16 protein-coding genes and 1 pseudogene are annotated in these 15,550 nt (G+C 72.4%); 7 read left to right on the top strand and 10 right to left on the bottom strand.

Going from position 1 to position 15,550, the window contains the following annotated elements:
• Positions 1-7: 7 nt before the first annotated feature.
• Positions 8-613 carry a LapA family protein gene (locus tag LRS07_RS02365; RefSeq protein WP_260500427.1) on the bottom strand — a complete coding sequence of 202 codons (606 nt, stop codon included), beginning with the start codon at positions 611-613 and terminating at the stop codon, positions 8-10.
• Between the two features lie 151 nt (positions 614-764).
• On the opposite strand from LRS07_RS02365, the gene LRS07_RS02360 reads away from it, so the two are divergent.
• Positions 765-1,082, top strand: coding sequence for a hypothetical protein (locus LRS07_RS02360; RefSeq protein ID WP_260500426.1), 318 nt, complete (start codon positions 765-767; stop codon positions 1,080-1,082).
• A gap of 82 nt (positions 1,083-1,164) precedes the next feature.
• Positions 1,165-2,235 carry an LLM class flavin-dependent oxidoreductase gene (locus LRS07_RS02355; protein ID WP_260500425.1) on the top strand — a complete coding sequence of 357 codons (1,071 nt, stop codon included), beginning with the start codon at positions 1,165-1,167 and terminating at the stop codon, positions 2,233-2,235.
• Here LRS07_RS02355 and LRS07_RS02350 read toward each other — a convergent pair.
• Positions 2,207-2,446: a hypothetical protein gene (locus LRS07_RS02350; RefSeq protein ID WP_260500424.1), complete on the bottom strand. Its 240-nt coding sequence runs from the start codon at positions 2,444-2,446 to the stop codon at positions 2,207-2,209. The two genes, LRS07_RS02355 and LRS07_RS02350, sit on opposite strands and share 29 nt — an antisense overlap.
• 164 nt (positions 2,447-2,610) lie before the next feature.
• On the opposite strand from LRS07_RS02350, the gene serA reads away from it, so the two are divergent.
• Positions 2,611-3,897 carry a phosphoglycerate dehydrogenase gene (gene serA, locus LRS07_RS02345; protein ID WP_260502017.1) on the top strand — a complete coding sequence of 429 codons (1,287 nt, stop codon included), beginning with the start codon at positions 2,611-2,613 and terminating at the stop codon, positions 3,895-3,897.
• Between the two features lie 65 nt (positions 3,898-3,962).
• Here the strand turns inward: serA and LRS07_RS02340 are convergent, their stop codons facing one another.
• The 5 genes from LRS07_RS02340 to LRS07_RS02320 all read right to left on the bottom strand — a co-directional run bounded on the left by LRS07_RS02340 (position 3,963) and on the right by LRS07_RS02320 (position 7,455).
• Positions 3,963-4,433 carry a hypothetical protein gene (locus tag LRS07_RS02340; RefSeq protein ID WP_260500423.1) on the bottom strand — a complete coding sequence of 157 codons (471 nt, stop codon included), beginning with the start codon at positions 4,431-4,433 and terminating at the stop codon, positions 3,963-3,965.
• Between the two features lie 177 nt (positions 4,434-4,610).
• Positions 4,611-5,612, bottom strand: a complete 1,002-nt coding sequence (locus LRS07_RS02335) for a Tim44 domain-containing protein (RefSeq protein ID WP_260500422.1) — start codon at positions 5,610-5,612, stop codon at positions 4,611-4,613.
• A gap of 88 nt (positions 5,613-5,700) precedes the next feature.
• Positions 5,701-6,594: a manganese catalase family protein gene (locus LRS07_RS02330; protein WP_260500421.1), complete on the bottom strand. Its 894-nt coding sequence runs from the start codon at positions 6,592-6,594 to the stop codon at positions 5,701-5,703.
• A gap of 109 nt (positions 6,595-6,703) precedes the next feature.
• A complete protein-coding gene (locus LRS07_RS02325; RefSeq protein ID WP_260500420.1) occupies positions 6,704-7,066 on the bottom strand; it encodes a cupin domain-containing protein in 363 nt (120 codons plus the stop codon).
• Positions 7,067-7,077: 11 nt separating this feature from the next.
• Positions 7,078-7,455, bottom strand: a complete 378-nt coding sequence (locus tag LRS07_RS02320; RefSeq protein ID WP_260500419.1) for a hypothetical protein — start codon at positions 7,453-7,455, stop codon at positions 7,078-7,080.
• A gap of 146 nt (positions 7,456-7,601) precedes the next feature.
• Between LRS07_RS02320 and LRS07_RS02315 the strand changes: the two genes are divergently transcribed.
• Positions 7,602-8,681 (top strand): flavodoxin family protein, encoded by a 1,080-nt coding sequence (locus LRS07_RS02315; protein WP_260500418.1) that lies wholly within the window; start codon positions 7,602-7,604, stop codon positions 8,679-8,681.
• 44 nt (positions 8,682-8,725) lie between these two features.
• Here the strand turns inward: LRS07_RS02315 and ahpF are convergent, their stop codons facing one another.
• Together ahpF and ahpC are read right to left on the bottom strand one after the other, a co-directional pair.
• The gene (gene ahpF, locus LRS07_RS02310) at positions 8,726-10,294 is read right to left on the bottom strand and encodes an alkyl hydroperoxide reductase subunit F (RefSeq protein ID WP_260500417.1); all 1,569 of its coding nucleotides are present in this window, start codon (positions 10,292-10,294) and stop codon (positions 8,726-8,728) included.
• A gap of 150 nt (positions 10,295-10,444) precedes the next feature.
• Entirely contained in the window at positions 10,445-11,008 is a 564-nt protein-coding gene (gene ahpC / locus LRS07_RS02305; RefSeq protein ID WP_260500416.1) for an alkyl hydroperoxide reductase subunit C, read from the bottom strand.
• A gap of 243 nt (positions 11,009-11,251) precedes the next feature.
• On the opposite strand from ahpC, the pseudogene LRS07_RS22170 reads away from it, so the two are divergent.
• Positions 11,252-12,480 (top strand): annotated as a pseudogene (locus LRS07_RS22170) (ABC transporter substrate-binding protein).
• 2 nt (positions 12,481-12,482) lie between these two features.
• Positions 12,483-14,618 carry a hybrid sensor histidine kinase/response regulator gene (locus tag LRS07_RS21930; protein WP_312028342.1) on the top strand — a complete coding sequence of 712 codons (2,136 nt, stop codon included), beginning with the start codon at positions 12,483-12,485 and terminating at the stop codon, positions 14,616-14,618.
• A gap of 9 nt (positions 14,619-14,627) precedes the next feature.
• Here LRS07_RS21930 and LRS07_RS02285 read toward each other — a convergent pair whose 3' ends face one another.
• Positions 14,628-14,948: a histidine kinase dimerization/phospho-acceptor domain-containing protein gene (locus LRS07_RS02285; RefSeq protein ID WP_260500414.1), complete on the bottom strand. Its 321-nt coding sequence runs from the start codon at positions 14,946-14,948 to the stop codon at positions 14,628-14,630.
• A gap of 221 nt (positions 14,949-15,169) precedes the next feature.
• Between LRS07_RS02285 and LRS07_RS02280 the strand changes: the two genes are divergently transcribed.
• Positions 15,170-15,541, top strand: a complete 372-nt coding sequence (locus tag LRS07_RS02280) for a response regulator (protein WP_260500413.1) — start codon at positions 15,170-15,172, stop codon at positions 15,539-15,541.
• Positions 15,542-15,550 lie beyond the last annotated feature (9 nt).

Here is a 15,550-nt window from a genome sequence, read left to right as displayed (position 1 = left end):
CGGCCGGTCAGCGCGTGCGCCGGGGCGTGAAGTCCGCGCCCAGGCCTGGGTCGCCGGCCAGCCCGTCGTCGACGCCGCGGTCCACGCCGCCGCGGCGCAGGCGGGCGCCGTCGTCGAGCACGTCGGTGTCGGCGCGGCGGGCGCTGGTGCTGCGCAGGCGCTCGTCCAGGTGGCCGAGGTGGGCCTCCAACCCGTTGACCTGCTCCTCCATCAGCCGGCGCTGCTGGGCTTCCAGCCGGTCGATGCGGGCCAGCAGCTCGGCACGGTGGCGGCCGGCGGCGTCGTTGACCTTGAACAGCTCGGCCGACAGGTGGTCGCGCAGTTCGGTGAAGCGCGAGGCCTCGGCCTTGTCGGCCAGGTCGCGCTGCGACTGCAGCTCCTTGGTCAGCCGCCGGCCGTCGAGCAGCGCGGTGCCCTGCAGGTAGATCACCGTGGCCAGGTACATCGCGCCGAGCAGCGCGATCACGCCGACCAGCACCAGGCCGAGCGGCAGGGTCGCGGTGCCGAAGAACAGCGACACCGGCACCGGCGAGGTCACCGCGCCCCAGTTGAACAACGTGAACAGGCCCACCAGGACCAGCAGCAGCAGCACGGGCAGGGTTCGGATGCGCATGGCGGTCTCCCTTCGGCCCACCGCGGGCCGTGTCAACCCGGGGTCGGCAAGCGACGGGCCCAGCCGCGGCCCGGGCCGGCGTGACGGACTGCACACCGGGCGCGGCCGCGCGCCTCTATGGTCGAGGGGTCACGTCCCACGCACCGACGCCATGTCCGCCATGCCGCCCTCGCCGCTGTCGCGACCGACCCCGAGCCGCGGCCCCCGCCGTCAGTGGGTGCGGCGCGCGGCCGCGCTGCTCGACATCGTGCCCCTGCTGCCCGAGGTCACGCTGCGGCCGGTGCCGCTCAGCCAGCCGTGGCTGGAGGCGTTCTCCGCCGCCATGGCACGGGCCGGGCATGGGGCGCTGGTGTCCCGCATGGCCTTCGACCGCATCTACGCCCGCGAGCGGCTGGTGCGCGCGCTGGCCTGCGACGACCCGGCGCTGCGCGACATGGCGGCCGAGCTGCGCGGCGCGCTGAAGCGCTGAACGGCCGCCGGCCCGCCCGCCGGGTCACCGTGGGACAACCCTTGTCCCGCATGGCCGAACCGGCCGGCCTAGCATGGACCGCATGTCCATCGCCCTTTCCCTGCTCGACCTGGTGCCCGTCGGCAGCGGCCACACCGCGGCCGAGGCGGTGCGCGGCGCCGCCCGGCTGGCGCGCCATGCCGAGGCGCTCGGCCTCACCCGCGTCTGGTACGCCGAGCACCACGGCATGCCGAGCGTCGCGTCGTCGTCGCCGGAGGTGCTGATCGCGCACGTGGCGGCGAGCACCGAGCGCATCCGCGTCGGCTCCGGCGGCATCATGCTGCCCAACCACGCGCCGCTGCGGGTGGCGGAGGCCTTCCGCACGCTGGAGGCGCTGCACCCCGGCCGCATCGACCTCGGCATGGGCCGCGCGCCGGGGTCGGACGCGCTGGCCTCACGGGCGCTGCGGGCCGCCGACGGCGAACACTTCCCCCAGCTGTTGCAGGAGCTCCAGGTGTGGTCCGAGCAGCTGGCGTTGCCGGCCGACCACCCGATGGCGGGCCTGAAGGCCATGCCCACCGGCGTCCCGCTGCCGCCCATCTGGCTGCTCGGTTCCAGCGGCGCGAGTGCCCGCATGGCGGGCGAGTCGGGCATGGGGTACGCCTTCGCCAGCCATTTCAGCCCCAGCCCGCCGGCGCCGGCGATCGCCGCCTACCGCGCGGCCTTCGAGCCGTCGGCCGCGTTCGAGCGTCCGCACGCCATCCTCGGCGTGTCGGTGATGTGCGCGCCGACGGCCGACGAGGCCGACCACCTGGCGCAGGCCATGGACCTGGCGTGGGTGCGCATCCGCCGCGGCAGCTTCCTGCCGCTGCCGACGCCGCAGGAGGCCCAGGCGCACGCCTGGACCGACGACGAACGCGCGCTGGTGCGCGCCTTCCGCCGGCTGGTGGTGGTCGGCGACCCGCCCAAGGTGGCCGCCGAACTGCAGGCGCGCGCACAGGCCAGCAGCGCCGACGAGGTGATGCTGGCCTGCAACTTCCACGACGCGGCGACGCGCGAGCGTTGCCTGTCGCTGATCGTCGAGGCGCTGGGTGCCCGGCCCGACGCGGCGGCTCGGCCGCGCGTCGCGGGCCCCCCGCAGCCGCTCAGTGCGACATCGAGCCCGGCCGGTTGAGGCTGGGCTCGGCACCGGTGTTCACGCCCAGCCCGCTGGTGGAGCCGACGTCCAGGTCGTGGCCGGCGAGGTCGGTGGCCGGCCCGGCGCCCACGGGCGAGTAGCCGGTGCCCGCGCTGCCGCCGCTGGCGCGCTGCTTGTTGCGATAGTCGCGGTAGACCTTGTTGGCGATGTGCAGGGTCGCGGCGGTGAGGATGAGCTTGCGCAGCATGTCGGTACTCCTTGTCGTCGGTGATCGGCCGGCGGTGTCGGCGGCGTGCGCCGCGGCACGGACCGGACAAGCCCGCATGCTGCGCCCTCGGGCGCGCCGGGTCGGCCGGGCGTTACCGCGGCCGGTCGTCGGCGTCGGCCGACAGGCCTCGGCCTTGCCGCGCCCTGCAGCGCCCCCCTCCACGAAAATCACGCCATGAACGCCACCGCCGCCCACGATCCGACCCCCGCTACTCGGTCCCCAAGGACAAGCTCAAGGTCGTGCTGCTGGAGAACGTGCACGCCAACGCCATCGAGGCGCTGCAGCAGGACGGCTACACGCAGATCGTCACCCGCCCCAAGGCGCTGCAGGGCGAGGAACTGGTCGAGCTGCTGCACGACGCCCACTTCGTCGGCATCCGCTCGCGCACGCACCTGACGGAAGCCGTGCTCGAGCGTGCGCCCAAGCTGGTCGCGATCGGCGCCTTCTGCATCGGCACCAACCAGATCGACCTGCGGGCGGCCATGCTGCGCGGCATCCCGGTGTTCAACGCGCCCTTCTCGAACACCCGCAGCGTGGCCGAACTGGTGCTGGCCGAGACCATCCTGCTGATGCGCGGCATCCCGCAGAAGAACGCCCTGCAGCACCGCGGCGGCTGGGACAAGAGCGCGGCCGGCAGCCATGAGGTGCGCGGCAAGACCCTGGGCATCGTCGGCTACGGCCACATCGGCACGCAGATCGGCGTGCTGGCCGAACAGCTGGGCATGCGGGTCGTCTACTACGACATCGAGGCCAAGCTGCCGCTGGGCAATGCCCGCCAGTTGCCCACGCTGGAGGCGGTGCTGCACGCCAGTGACGTGGTCACGCTGCACGTACCGGAGACACCGCAGACGCAGAACATGATCGGCACCCTCGAGCTCTCGCAGATGAAGACCGGCGCCCACCTGATCAATGCCTCGCGCGGCACGGTGGTCGACATCGACGCGCTCACCGACGCGCTGAAGCGCAAGCACCTGGCCGGCGCGGCGATCGACGTCTTCCCGGTCGAGCCGCAGGGCAACGACGCCCGCTTCGAATCGCCGCTGGTGGGCCTGGACAACGTGCTCCTGACGCCGCACATCGGCGGCTCCACCGCGGAGGCCCAGGCCAACATCGGCCTGGAGGTGGCGGCCAAGCTGCTGCGCTACAGCAACAACGGCTCGACGGTGTCGGCGGTCAACTTTCCCGAGGTGACGCTGCCCGAGCAGAACGGCCGCTGCCGGCTGCTGCACATCCACCGCAACGTGCCGGGCATGATGGCGCGCATCAACGAGCGATTCTCCGAGGCCGGCATCAACATCGCCGCCCAGTACCTGCGCACCAACGACGAGGTGGGCTACGTCGTCATCGACGTCGACAGCGAGGCGCAGCGCGTGGCGTACGAGGGGCTGTGCAACATCGCGGGCACCATCCGCTGCCGCATGCTGTACTGACCCGGGCCGCAGCACCAAAGGAAAGGGGCCGCCGTGGCGGCCCCTTCCTTCTCCAGGTCCCGACGTTACCGGCCGGTGCGGCTGCTCGACTGACCGGCCTCCGGGGCGCCGGCGTCGGGCGAGTTGCGCATCTGCGTCTCGGCGGCCGGGTCGCGCGCGGCGTCGCGGCGCGACGACGGGCTGGTCATGGCCCCCGAGGCGTTCTGCTGCTCCATGCGGCGCTGCTCATTGAGCCGGTTGTTGGACTCCGGCGCGCCCGCGTCCGGCGAACCCTTGATGTTGGCCGCGGCCGGGTTGCGTGCGGCGCCGGACTGGCGCTGCAGGCCACCGGACTGGCTGCCTTGTTGCTGCTCCATGCGGCGCTGCTCGTTGAGGCGGTTCGTCGACTCCGGCGCGCCGGCATCGGGAGAGCCCTTGAGGTGGGCGGCCGCGGGGTCGGCGGCCGCGCCCTGGCGGGCGGACTGGGCCGACGCGCCGACCGCAAACGCGGACAGCAGGGCGGCGGTGCACAGGGGCAGGGTGGACTTCAACTTCATGGTGTGCTCCTTCAGCAGGGATTGAATGAGACCTTCACCGTGCAATCCTCGTGCGTGTCGGCCGATGCCCACCACTTCTCACGGCGTGTCGGAACACGCCCGCCGCCATGAAAAAGGCCCCGCGGGGCAGGGCCTTCGGGCGCGGCGCCGAGGCACCGCGCGGAAACACTGGCTCGGTCAGTGCGTGGTCGCCCCCGCCTGCTGGATGCCCGCCACCGCCCAGCCGCCGCCGGACGCGCCGCTGGGCCGCACCAGGTGCCACACCTCGTCGAAGGGCTGCGGCGCGGCCCCGGCATCGTCTTCGCGGATGAGGCCGTGGTAGCGCACGCTGACGATGTCCTGCCCGTTGTCGCGGGCCAGGTCCAGCACCTCGGCCTGGAGCTGGACGACGTCGGTGCGCTGCGCGCCGCCCCCGCGGTTGTGCAGGTCCAGCCGCGCGGCGGCGAACATCTCCGGCGTCGTGAACTGGCGCAGGTCGTCCAGGTTGCCGGCATCGTTGGCGGCCTGCATGCGGATGAAGATCAGCTTGGCGATGCGCTCGAAGCCCTCGCGGTCGAAGTCGGCCGGCAGGTTGACGCCAGCGCCGGTGGCCTCGATCGGGGCCAGGCCCTGACCGGGCGCCGTGGCCCCGGCGGGCCGGCCCCAATCGGCGGCCGCGCTGCGCTGCTGCAGCGGCGGCTCGGCCCGCCACGGCGTGGCGGGCCCCGCACCGGCGGTGCCGGTACCGGCACCCGCACCCGCGTAGCCCAGCCCGCGCTGCGACGCGCCCTGGCGCCCGAAGCGGCGCATCAGGAAGCGCACGGCGACGATGGCCACGATCACCAGCAGCGCCAGCGTCAGGAATTCGGCGAAGGCCGCGCCCAGGCCCAGGTGGCTGAGCAGGGCGGCGATGCCGAGGCCCGCCGCGATGCCGGCGATCGGTCCGAGCCAGGAGCGGCGGCCGGCCGCCGCCGCGGCGGTGGCACCGGCCGCGGCCGGTGCGGCGGCGGCCGTCGGGCCGGGCTGCTGTGCCGGGGCCTGCTGGGGCGGCGTGTTCTGCTGCGCCGGCCGCGTGGGCACGCTGCGTTGCATGCCGGACGAACCACCGCCGCCCAGGCGCTTGGCATCCGCATCGACACCGGCAAGGCCGGTGGCCATCGCCACCGCCAGCACGCCGGCTGACCACAACATCCGCTTCATGGTGTTCTCCTCAAGGGGACCCTCCCGGGGTCCGACGGTCGTCGGCGCGGCGGCGACACCTGTCGCCCGCCGCGCCGGCCCGACGGTATCAGACCGCCTTTTCTGTCGGGAGTTCACCGCTGCCGAGATCGGCACCGGTGACCGGATCGCTTTCCGGGTCGGACAGGGTGCGCGCGGCCAGCTGCTCCACCGCCTGCGCCTGCCCGGGCTGCAGCATCACCTCCGGCAGGCCGCTGCCGCCGTCAACCGCCATCGCCTGCTTGGCGCTGCCGACGTACTGGAAGTTCTCGTCGCTGTTCCACGGCCCGCGGGTGTCGCCATCGCCTTCGGACATGTTGAAGTAGGTGCGCGCGAACTGCGGCATCGGGGCCATCTTGCCGGGCGGGAAGTTCGGCGTGATCGCGTACAGCGCCTTCTCGAACGAGAGCTGGTGGGCGACCTCGCGCGTCATCAGGAAGCCCAGAGCCTCCTTCACGCCGGGGTCGTCGGTGAGGTTGATCAGCCGCTCGTAGATGATCTTCGCCCGCGACTCGGCCGCGATGTTCGAACGCAGGTCGCAGGTCGGGTCGCCGATGGAGTCGATGTAGCCGGCGTTCCAGAGCTGGCCGCCGGAGTTGATCAGCGCGGGGCCGCCGCCGTAGAGCACCTGCGTGACGTGCGAGTCGTTGCCCGCGCCGGTGATCTTGCGGTAGAGCTCGGCCTCGCTGTCGGTGGCCTCGGCCAGCTCGCCCTTGGCGCCCTTGTTGAGCATGGCGATGATGGTGCCGATGACCTCGAGGTGCGACAGCTCCTCGGTGGCGATGTCCATCAGCATGTCCTTGCGGCCCGGGTCGTCCTCGGCCAGGGCCTGCGTGAAGTAGCGGCAGGCGGCGGCCAGCTCGCCCTGCGGTCCGCCGAACTGCTCGAGCATCAGGTTGGCCAGCCCGGGGTTGGTCTCGGACACCCGCACGGTGTACTGCAGACGCTTGTTGTGCATGAACATGGAAACGCTCCTGTCGAGGGATGGGGAATGAACCCGAAGTTCGGCAAGGCCTGTTCCCATGGGATCCCGGAGAACGCCTGGGTGAGGCGGTGTTCGCACCGCCGCGCGGCTAGCCCTGTGTCGAGGAGCCGCTGCCCGGCTGGTCCGCCGGCAATTGCACCGTCATCAGCAGCGACGACGGCTTCAGCGCGTGCAGCGCGAAGGGCGCCCTGGCGGCCAGCAGCACCAGTTGTCCCGGTCCGAGCAGCCGTTCCCCGGCGTCGATCTGCAGGCGCACCTCGCCCTCCAGGCAGTGCAGCACCAGCTCGCCATACACATGGTGCGGCGGACGCTGCTCGCCGGCCTGCAGCACGAGGTGGATCAGCTCCAGGGCATGGGTCTTGAGCAGCGCCCGGCTCTTCGCTTCGGCCAGGCGGTCGCCGAGGGGTTGCAGGTGGATGGTCTCGCCGGGTCGGGCGTGGTCCAGGGCCATGGGCTCTCCATTCAAAGCGGTGGGGGCAGGGTGCGCAAGCCCAGCCACACCATCGCGATCACCGCATTGACCGGCACGCTGAGCACGCCGGACACGTAGAACACCGACGACGCGAAGGTGGCGCCCATGCCCATCTCCACCAGCAGGCCGAGGGCATAGAGCAGCACCCCGCAGCCCAACCAGCGCCGCAGGTAGGTCGGCAGCCAGCGCGCTTGCTGGCGGTTGTGGCGCCAGGCCGCGGCACGCTCCAGCAGCGTGCCGCGACGCACGTCCCGGAACAGCCAGTCGAAGAAGAAGTACCGGTACAGCAGCGTGCGCAGCGCCGGCGCGCACGGCACCGCGGCCACCGCGGCGGCGGCGGCGACTGCGCGGTGCGGGCGGTCGAGCATGGCGGGCTGTTCCGGATCGGACGTCGGAGTTTCTTAGGCAAAGCATGGACCGCGAGGCTGCCCACGGCGCCACCAGGGCGATCCCGGGTCGGGGGAACGTGGCTTGCCGTGGCGCGCCGGCGGTTCCATGCGTCGAAGGAGAACGAATGTCCGACCTGCCCACCGTCCGCCGGGGCCAGATGCCGCAAATGCTGGACCGAGAGGCCTTCGGCCAGCGCTTTCGCGGCCGCTTCCAGGACCCTGCCTTCGCGCCGGAGGGCGCGGCCATCGCCCGCCTGGAGGAGATCGCCTGGCACGGCTACCAGGGCGGCCGCAAGGCGCCGCGCACGCACCCCGCCGGTCCCGGGCACGCCGACCCGTCGTACGCGCTGTCGGACGACTGGCGCGACGCCAGCGAGCGGCTGAAGTCGGCGCAGGCGCGGTGGGCCGACGCGGCCACGCCGTCGCGCGTGCTGGTGGTGGTCGGGTCCTCGCGCAACGACGGCACCTGCCCGGGCGAGATGTCGAAGAGCTTCCGCCTGGCCACGCTGGCCGGCGAGGCCCTGACCCGCGACGGGGTCGAATGGGACCTGCTGGACCTCAGCCGGCTGGCCTCCGAGCCCGACCTGCACATCCATCCGTGCAAGGGCTGCGCGTCCACCGCCATGCCGCTGTGCCACTGGCCCTGCAGCTGCTACCCCAACCACGGCAACGGCCAGGTCAACGACTGGATGAACGACATCTACGAACGCTGGGTGTCGGCGCACGGGGTGCTGCTGGTCACCCCGGTCTACTGGTACCAGGCCGCCAGCCCGCTCAAGCTGATGATCGACCGGCTGGTCTGCGCCGATGGCGGCAACCCCGACCCGACGAGCACCGGCGGCAAGGACGCCGCCAGGGCCAAGGCCATCGAGCGCGACGGCTGGCACTACCCCAAGCACCTGGCGGGACGGGCCTATGGCGTGGTGGTGCACGGCGACGTGGCCGGCATCGAGGGCGTGCGCCGCTCGCTGTCCGACTGGCTGGACTGGATGGGCCTGGTCGAGGCCGGACCGCAGGCGCGGCTGGACCGCTTCATCGGCTACTACGAGCCCTACTGGAACAGCCACGACACGCTCGACGCCGACGAGGCGCTGCAGGCCGAGGTGCGCAACGCCGCACAGGCGGTGGCCGCCACGGTGGCGCAGCTGCGATCGGGTGCCCACCTGCCGCCGGACCGCGACCTGCGGCGGCCCCGGCCGAAATGAACAGGGCCCGCCGAAGCGGGCCCCGTCTCGTCCGGTGACGCGGATCAGGCCGCGGGGGCCGGCGTCCGGATCAGGTAGTCGAAGGCGCTGAGCGCCGACTTCGCGCCCTCGCCGGCCGCCACGATGATCTGCTTGTACGGCACCGTGGTCACGTCGCCCGCGGCGAAGACGCCGTGCAGGTTGGTGTGGCACTTGGCGTCGATCAGCACCTCGCCGAACTTGCTCAGCTCCAGCGTGCCCTTCAGGAACTCGGTGTTGGGCACCAGGCCGATCTGCACGAACACGCCGGCCAGGTCCACCTGCCGCTCCTCGCCGCTGGTGCGGTCCTTGTAGCGCAGGCCGTTGACCTTCTGGCCGTCGCCGGTGATCTCGGTGGTCTGGGCGTTCAGGCGCACGTCGACGTTGGGCAGGCTGTTGAGCTTGTTGACCAGCACCGCATCGGCCTTGAGCTGGTCGGCGAACTCCAGCACCGTCACGTGCTCGACCACGCCGGCCAGGTCGATGGCCGCCTCGACGCCGGAGTTGCCGCCGCCGATCACCGCCACCTTCTTGCCCTTGAACAGCGGGCCGTCGCAGTGCGGGCAGTAGGCCACCCCCTTGGTCTTGTACTCCTGCTCGCCGGGCACGTTGACGTTGCGCCAGCGCGCGCCGGTGGCCAGCACCACGGTGCGGCTCTTCAGTTCGGCGCCGTTGTCCAGCTGAAGCCGGATCCAGCCGCCCGGCTCGCTGGCCGGCACCAGCTGCGTCACCCGCTGGTGGTTCATGATGTCCACGTCGTAGGCCTTCACATGGGCCTCCAGCGCGCTCGCGAACTTCGGGCCCTCGGTCTCCAGCACCGAGACGAAGTTCTCGATGCCGAGGGTGTCCATCGTCTGGCCCCCGAAGCGCTCGGCCACGATGCCGGTGCGGATGCCCTTGCGCGCCGCGTACACCGCCGCCGCCGCGCCGGCCGGGCCGCCGCCGACGATGAGCACGTCGAAGGGATCCTTGGCGCCAAGCTTGGCCGCGTCGCGGGCCGCCGCGCCGGTGTCGATCTTGGCGACGATCTCGGCGATCTCCATGCGGCCCGACGCGAACGGCTCCCCGTTCAGGAACACCGTCGGCACGGCCATGATCTGGCGCGACTCGACCTCGTCCTGGAACAGCCCGCCGTCCACCGCGGTGTGGCGGATGCGCGGGTTGAGGATGGCCATCAGGTTGAGCGCCTGCACCACGTCCGGGCAGTTGTGGCAGGTCAGGCTCATGTACGTCTCGAACACGAAGTCGCCGTCCAGCGACTTGATCTGCTCGATGACGTCGGCCTCCAGCTTCGGCGGGTGGCCGCCGGCCTGCAGCAGCGCCAGCACCAGCGAGGTGAACTCGTGTCCCATCGGGATGGCGGCGAAGCGCACCCCCATGTCCGCGCCGGCGCGGGTGATCTGGAAGGAGGGCCGGCGGGTGTCCCGGCCGTCGTAGCGCGCGCTGACCTTGTCGCTCAGCGAGACGATGTCCTCGATGAGCGAGCGCATTTCCTGCGACGCCGGACGGTCGTCCAGCGAGGCGATGAGTTCGACGGGCTCGCGCACCCGTTCGAGGTAGGCCTTGAGCTGGGCCTTGGTGCCGTCGTCCAACATGGCAGCGTCTTCCTTTCGGTGGTTTCAGTCGGGATCGGTCGACCCGGTTGAAAGCACCGGTCAGGATCGCTGCGCGGGCGCTTTCAACAGGATCTCCTGGGGGGAGAAGGGGGCAGGCCGCAGGCCCGCCCTCCCAGGGTCATGCGGGACTCAGATCTTGCCGACCAGGTCCAGCGACGGCGTCAGCGTGGCCGCGCCCTCGTTCCACTTCGCCGGGCAGACCTGGCCCGGGTTCTTGGCGACGTACTGGGCGGCCTTCAGCTTGCGCAGCGTTTCCTTCATGTCGCGCGCGATGCTGTTGTCGTGCACTTCCATGGTCTTGATCACGCCCTCGGGGTTGATCACGAAGGTGCCGCGCAGGGTGCGGCCTTCCTCGGGGATGAGCACCTCGAAGAAGTTGGCCAGCACGCGGGCCGAATCGCCGATCAGCGGGAACTTGGCCTTGCCGACGGCCGGCGAGGTCTCGTGCCACACCTTGTGCGCGAAATGCGAGTCGGTGGTGACGATGTAGACCTCGGTGCCCAGCTTCTGGAACTCGGCGTAGTTCTCGGCGGCATCCTCGACTTCGGTCGGGCAGTTGAAGGTGAAGGCGGCCGGCATGAAGACGAGCACCGACCACTTGCCCTTCAGGGCCTCGTCCGTGACCTGCACGAACTTGCCGTTGTGGAAGGCATCGACCTTGAAGGCGGGGACTTGTTGGTTGATCAAAGACATGTCGCGGTCTCTCGTTTGTGAAGGGGGTGGAGGGGAAAAAGCCGACCCGTCGATGCTAGGGCAGGGCGCGCATCCTGTGCATTGAAGCGGTCAAGCCCAGTCATTGTCCGGTTCTATCAAGCAGGCGAGGGATCCGCCGCCACGGCCCGCCCCGGGGCTTCTGCGGGGCGGCCACTGCCATCCTGGGGAGAGCGTGGTCACAAGTTGTCAGCAGCGGGCGGCGGGGCACTTCGCGCCGCTAGAGTGCGGGCTGTCCCTGCTTCGCCAACCCCCGTGCCCGGCACCCTCTCCCTCCAGGCCTCCCGCCGCCGCCTCGCCTTCGGCGCGGCCGCCTCGCTCGTCTTGCCGTTCCGCTTGCGGGCGCAGGGCAGCCGGCCTGTGCTGCTGGGCATCGACGGCGAGTTCGGACTGGCCAACTCCACCTCGGCCCAGGCCGTCGAGCGCGGGGTGCGCATCGCGGCGGCGCAGCTCAACGCCGCCGGCGGCGTGCTCGGCGGTCGCCCGCTCGAGGTGGTGACCCGGGACCACCGGTCCATCCCCGCCCGCGGCATCCGCAACCTGGAGGAGTTCCGCGCCATGCCGGACCTGGTGGCGGTGTTCGGCGGTCGCTTCAGCCCGGTGGTGATCGAGCAGCTGCCGCTGCTCAAGGCCGCAGGGATGCCGTTCCTCGCGGTGTGGTCCGCCGCCGACGCCATCGTCGACAACGGCAGCGTGCCCAACTACGTCTTCCGGCTGTCGCTGCGCGACAGCCTGGCCATGCCCTTCATGATGCGGGCCGCGCGCCAGCGCGGGCGCGCAGCGTCGGTCTGCTGCTGACCAACACCTCGTGGGGCCGCAGCAACCTGGCCGCCGCCGAGCGCGTGGCGCAGGACCGCGACATGCCGCAGGTCAGCAGCATCGCCTGGTACAACTGGCAGGAGCGCTCGCTGGTCGACAAGTACCTCAAGCTGGTCCAGTCCGGCGCGCAGGCGGTGGTGCTGGTGGCCAACGACGACGAGGCGGCCATGCTGGTGCGCGAGATGAGCGCGCTGCTGCCCGAACAGCGGCTGCCGGTGCTCAGCCATTGGGGCGTCACCGGCGGCCGCTTCGTGCAGGAGGCCGGGGCCGCGCTGGCGCAGGTGGACTTCTCGGTGATCCAGACCTTCAGCTTCCTGCGCGCCCGCGGCCCGGTGCTGGACGCCTTCCTGGCCACCGCGCGCCAGCAGGGCGTGCAGCGGGTGGAGGACATCGAAAGCCCGGTGGGCGTGGCCCATGCCTTCGACATGACGCACATCCTGGCCCGGGCGCTGGCGCTGGCCGGCAGCACCGACCGCGGCGCAGTGCGGGATGCGCTGGAGAAGGTGCCCCGGCACGACGGCCTGATCAAGCGCTACGCCCCGCCCTTCACCGCGACCCGGCACGAGGCGCTCGGCCCGGCGGAGCTGCTGATGGCCCGCTACCGGGCCGACGGCGTCCTGCAGCCGGTGGCCTGAGCATGCAGCCGCTGCTGCCGCGCGGCCTCGCGCGCCGGTTCACCCTGGCGACGGCCGGCCTCGCCGCCGGGGCGCTGCTGCTGGCCGCGCTCGGCACCTGGTGGCTGGTCGACCGCCAGCAGCGCGACGCGCTGCGCCAGCTGGCGGCCAAGGAGCTCCAGTACGGCGCGGTGCGGGTCGGCAGCGACCTGTCGGCGCTGGCCACCCGCATGCAGGAGGTGGCGGGCAGCACCATCCTGGCCACCGGGCTGGTCGACAGTGCCGGCCGCGAGACCTACCTCACGCCCTTCCTCGAAAGCATCCGCCAGATCAACGGCCTGCCGGTGCAGCTGCAGCTGACCGATTTCGAGGGTCGGGCCATCTCGGCCAACGGGGCGGTGGCGTTCAGCGCCGAGCAGCAGTCCTGGCTGCGCGCCGCCCTCGGCAGCGGCGCCGCCAGCGCCGCGGTGTTCCAGGGTGCCGGCGGGCATGAGCTGGTGGCGCTGCAGCCCATGGTCTACAGCCGCACCGCCTCGCCGGAGGGGGCGATCTTCTACAAGGTGCGGCTGGAGGACCTGCGACTGCCCGCCGAGCTGCGGCTGGAATGGGGCGACACCGGGGGCGCGCAGCCCGACGAGCCCTGGCGCCGGGTGGCCGTGCCGGTGCCGGCGGCCTACGCGGGGCTGAAGCTGCACATGCGCTCGCTGACCCCCGCCGCACCCGGCCGGCCGTCGCCGCAGTACCTGAGCATGCTCGGCCTGGCGCTCGGCCTGTTCGCCGTGGTGGCGCTGGCCGGGCGCCGGGTGGCGCTGGTGCTCACCCGCGACCTGCAGCGGCTGGAGACGTTCGCCAGCCGCGTGGTCAGCACCGGCTTCGGCCGCGAGCGGGCGCCCGCCGGCGGCAGCGGCGAGGTGGCCAACCTGGCCCATGCGCTGAACCAGATGCTCGACCGGCTGCACGAGCAGCACGCCGCGCTGGAGGGCGAGCGCGAGAAGCTGCAGCGCCTGACCGAGGCGCTGCGCGCCGCCGACCGCCGCAAGGACGACTTCCTCGCCATGCTGGCGCACGAGCTGCGCAACCCGCTGGCCCCGATCCGCACCGGCGCCGAGCTGCTGCGCCGGCTGCCCGGCGCCGACGCCCAGGTGCTGCGCCAGAGCGAGGTCATCGCCCGCCAGGCCCGCCACATGACCGAGATCGTCGACGACCTGCTCGACGTGTCGCGGGTCACCCGCGGCCTGATCGAGCTCGACCGCCACGACCTCGACCTGGCCGAGGTGGTGCAGGCCGCGGTCGAACAGGTGCGCCCGCTGGTGGCCGTGCGCCGCCACCGCCTGGAGCTGCAGCTGCCGGACACGCCGCTGCCGCTGCACGCCGACCGTGCCCGCCTGGTGCAGGTGGTGAGCAACCTGCTGCACAACGCCTGCAAGTACACCCCCGAGGGAGGGCACCTCCTGCTGCGGGCGAGCGCGGAGGACGGCTGGTTGTCGCTCGTCGTGCAGGACAACGGGCAGGGCATCCCCACCGAGCTGATGCCCGAGCTGTTCGAGCTGTTCACCCAGGGCTCGCGCACCGCCGAGCGGGCGCAGGGCGGCCTCGGCCTCGGGCTGGCGCTGGTGCGGCAGCTGGTGGAGCTGCACGGCGGCAGCGTGCAGGCGCACAGCGACGGCATCGGCCGCGGTGCCCGCTTCACCGTGCGCCTGCCGCGCCGGCCAGGGGCCGCCGCGACCACGTCGCCGGTGCCGGTCGCAGCCGCCGTGCTGCAACCGCGCGGCTGCCGGGTGGTGGTGGTCGACGACAACGTCGACGCCGCCGAGTCGCTGGGGGCGCTGCTGGCGCTGGAAGGCCACCGCGTCGAGATCCTGCACGACGCCCACGGTGCGCTGGGCCGCGCGCAGCAGCAGATGGCGCAGGCCTTCGTGCTGGACATCGGCCTGCCGGGCATGGACGGCTACGAGCTGGCGCGGCGGCTGCGCGCCCTTCCCGGCGGCGACACGGCGCTGCTGATCGCGCTGACCGGCTACGGCCAGCCGGGCGACCGCGAACGCTCGCGCGCCGCGGGCTTCGACCACCACCTCGTGAAGCCGGTGGACGCGCAGGCGCTGCTGGCGCTGCTCGACGGCGTGGCGGCCGCGCGGCGGCCCGCCGCCGCCGCCGGCTGACGCGGCGGCTCAGCCGGCGTCGGCGGCCACCGGCGGCGCGTCGTCGTCCTCGCGCCCCAGGCGGCGCAGCTGCTCGACGACCTCGGTCAGCAGGCGCAGCTGGCGCTGCGCCATCTCGACCAGTTGCGGCCCGCGCTCCTGCGGCGCGCGCTGCAGCAGGTACAGCGCCGTGGTGAGCGGCCCCAGCGGGTTGGCGAGCTCGTGGACCAGCGCCGACAGCTCGCGCCGTCGCCGGTGCGCGGCGTCTTGCAAGGCCCCCACCTCGTGCTGCAGGGCGTCCAACTGCTGCCGCAGCGCCGCGATCTCGGCGCCCGGCCGGTCCTGTTCCAAGGAGTGCCTCCCACGGCCTGTGCTGGCGGAGCGGCCTCCACACGGGCTGCCCTCGCCGTTGCGGCCGACCCGGGAGTCTGCTCAGCGCTGCGCGTTCTCCCCATCATCGGACGCCGAAAGCCGTGTCGGTGGGGCCCTACAACGCGACGCGGCCGCCGCCGCCTCGGGCCGGGCAGTCCGCTTGCCGATGAGCTGGGACCCCCGCCATCGCCGTACCCGCCGTGACCCCCGCCAAGCGCATCCTCATCGCCGACGACAACCAAGACGCGGCCGACACCCTGGCGGTGCTGCTGGACTTCCTCGGCTACGAGACCCGCACCGCCTACAACGGTCAGGACGCCGTGGCCATCGCGCAGGAGTTCAAGCCCTGCCTGGTGATCCTGGACATCAACATGCCGCTGATGGACGGCTACGAGGCGGCCAAGACGCTGCGCCGGACCGAGGGCAACCGGGTCATCCTCATCGCGCTGACCGCCATCTCCAACCGGGAGGCGAAGGCCCGTGCGGCCGATGCCGGCTTCGACATCCACCTCACCAAGCCGGTGGGCGGGGACGAGTTGGAAGGCTTGCTGCAACAGGTGCTGCACGCCTGATCGGCCAGC

It is taken from the genome of Aquabacterium sp. J223 (genome assembly GCF_024666615.1).
Classification (GTDB): Bacteria; Pseudomonadota; Gammaproteobacteria; order Burkholderiales; family Burkholderiaceae_C; genus J223.
The sequence above is the reverse complement of the archived record's forward strand: the minus strand, read 5'-3'. Positions and strand labels throughout refer to the sequence as shown.

What these genes read in the sequence shown, in the direction of transcription:
- LRS07_RS21930 (WP_312028342.1), top strand. Translation starts at nt 12,483, where the DNA reads ATGCAGCCGCTGCTGCCGCGCGGCCTCGCGCGCCGGTTCACCCTGGCG.
- ahpF (WP_260500417.1), bottom strand. Translation starts at nt 10,294, where the DNA reads ATGTTGGACGACGGCACCAAGGCCCAGCTCAAGGCCTACCTCGAACGG.
- LRS07_RS02365 (WP_260500427.1), bottom strand. Translation starts at nt 613, where the DNA reads ATGCGCATCCGAACCCTGCCCGTGCTGCTGCTGCTGGTCCTGGTGGGC.
- LRS07_RS02335 (WP_260500422.1), bottom strand. Translation starts at nt 5,612, where the DNA reads ATGAAGCGGATGTTGTGGTCAGCCGGCGTGCTGGCGGTGGCGATGGCC.
- LRS07_RS02315 (WP_260500418.1), top strand. Translation starts at nt 7,602, where the DNA reads ATGTCCGACCTGCCCACCGTCCGCCGGGGCCAGATGCCGCAAATGCTG.
- LRS07_RS02350 (WP_260500424.1), bottom strand. Translation starts at nt 2,446, where the DNA reads ATGCTGCGCAAGCTCATCCTCACCGCCGCGACCCTGCACATCGCCAAC.
- LRS07_RS02320 (WP_260500419.1), bottom strand. Translation starts at nt 7,455, where the DNA reads ATGCTCGACCGCCCGCACCGCGCAGTCGCCGCCGCCGCCGCGGTGGCC.
- LRS07_RS02360 (WP_260500426.1), top strand. Translation starts at nt 765, where the DNA reads ATGTCCGCCATGCCGCCCTCGCCGCTGTCGCGACCGACCCCGAGCCGC.
- LRS07_RS02355 (WP_260500425.1), top strand. Translation starts at nt 1,165, where the DNA reads ATGTCCATCGCCCTTTCCCTGCTCGACCTGGTGCCCGTCGGCAGCGGC.
- ahpC (WP_260500416.1), bottom strand. Translation starts at nt 11,008, where the DNA reads ATGTCTTTGATCAACCAACAAGTCCCCGCCTTCAAGGTCGATGCCTTC.
- LRS07_RS02340 (WP_260500423.1), bottom strand. Translation starts at nt 4,433, where the DNA reads ATGAAGTTGAAGTCCACCCTGCCCCTGTGCACCGCCGCCCTGCTGTCC.
- LRS07_RS02330 (WP_260500421.1), bottom strand. Translation starts at nt 6,594, where the DNA reads ATGTTCATGCACAACAAGCGTCTGCAGTACACCGTGCGGGTGTCCGAG.
- LRS07_RS02325 (WP_260500420.1), bottom strand. Translation starts at nt 7,066, where the DNA reads ATGGCCCTGGACCACGCCCGACCCGGCGAGACCATCCACCTGCAACCC.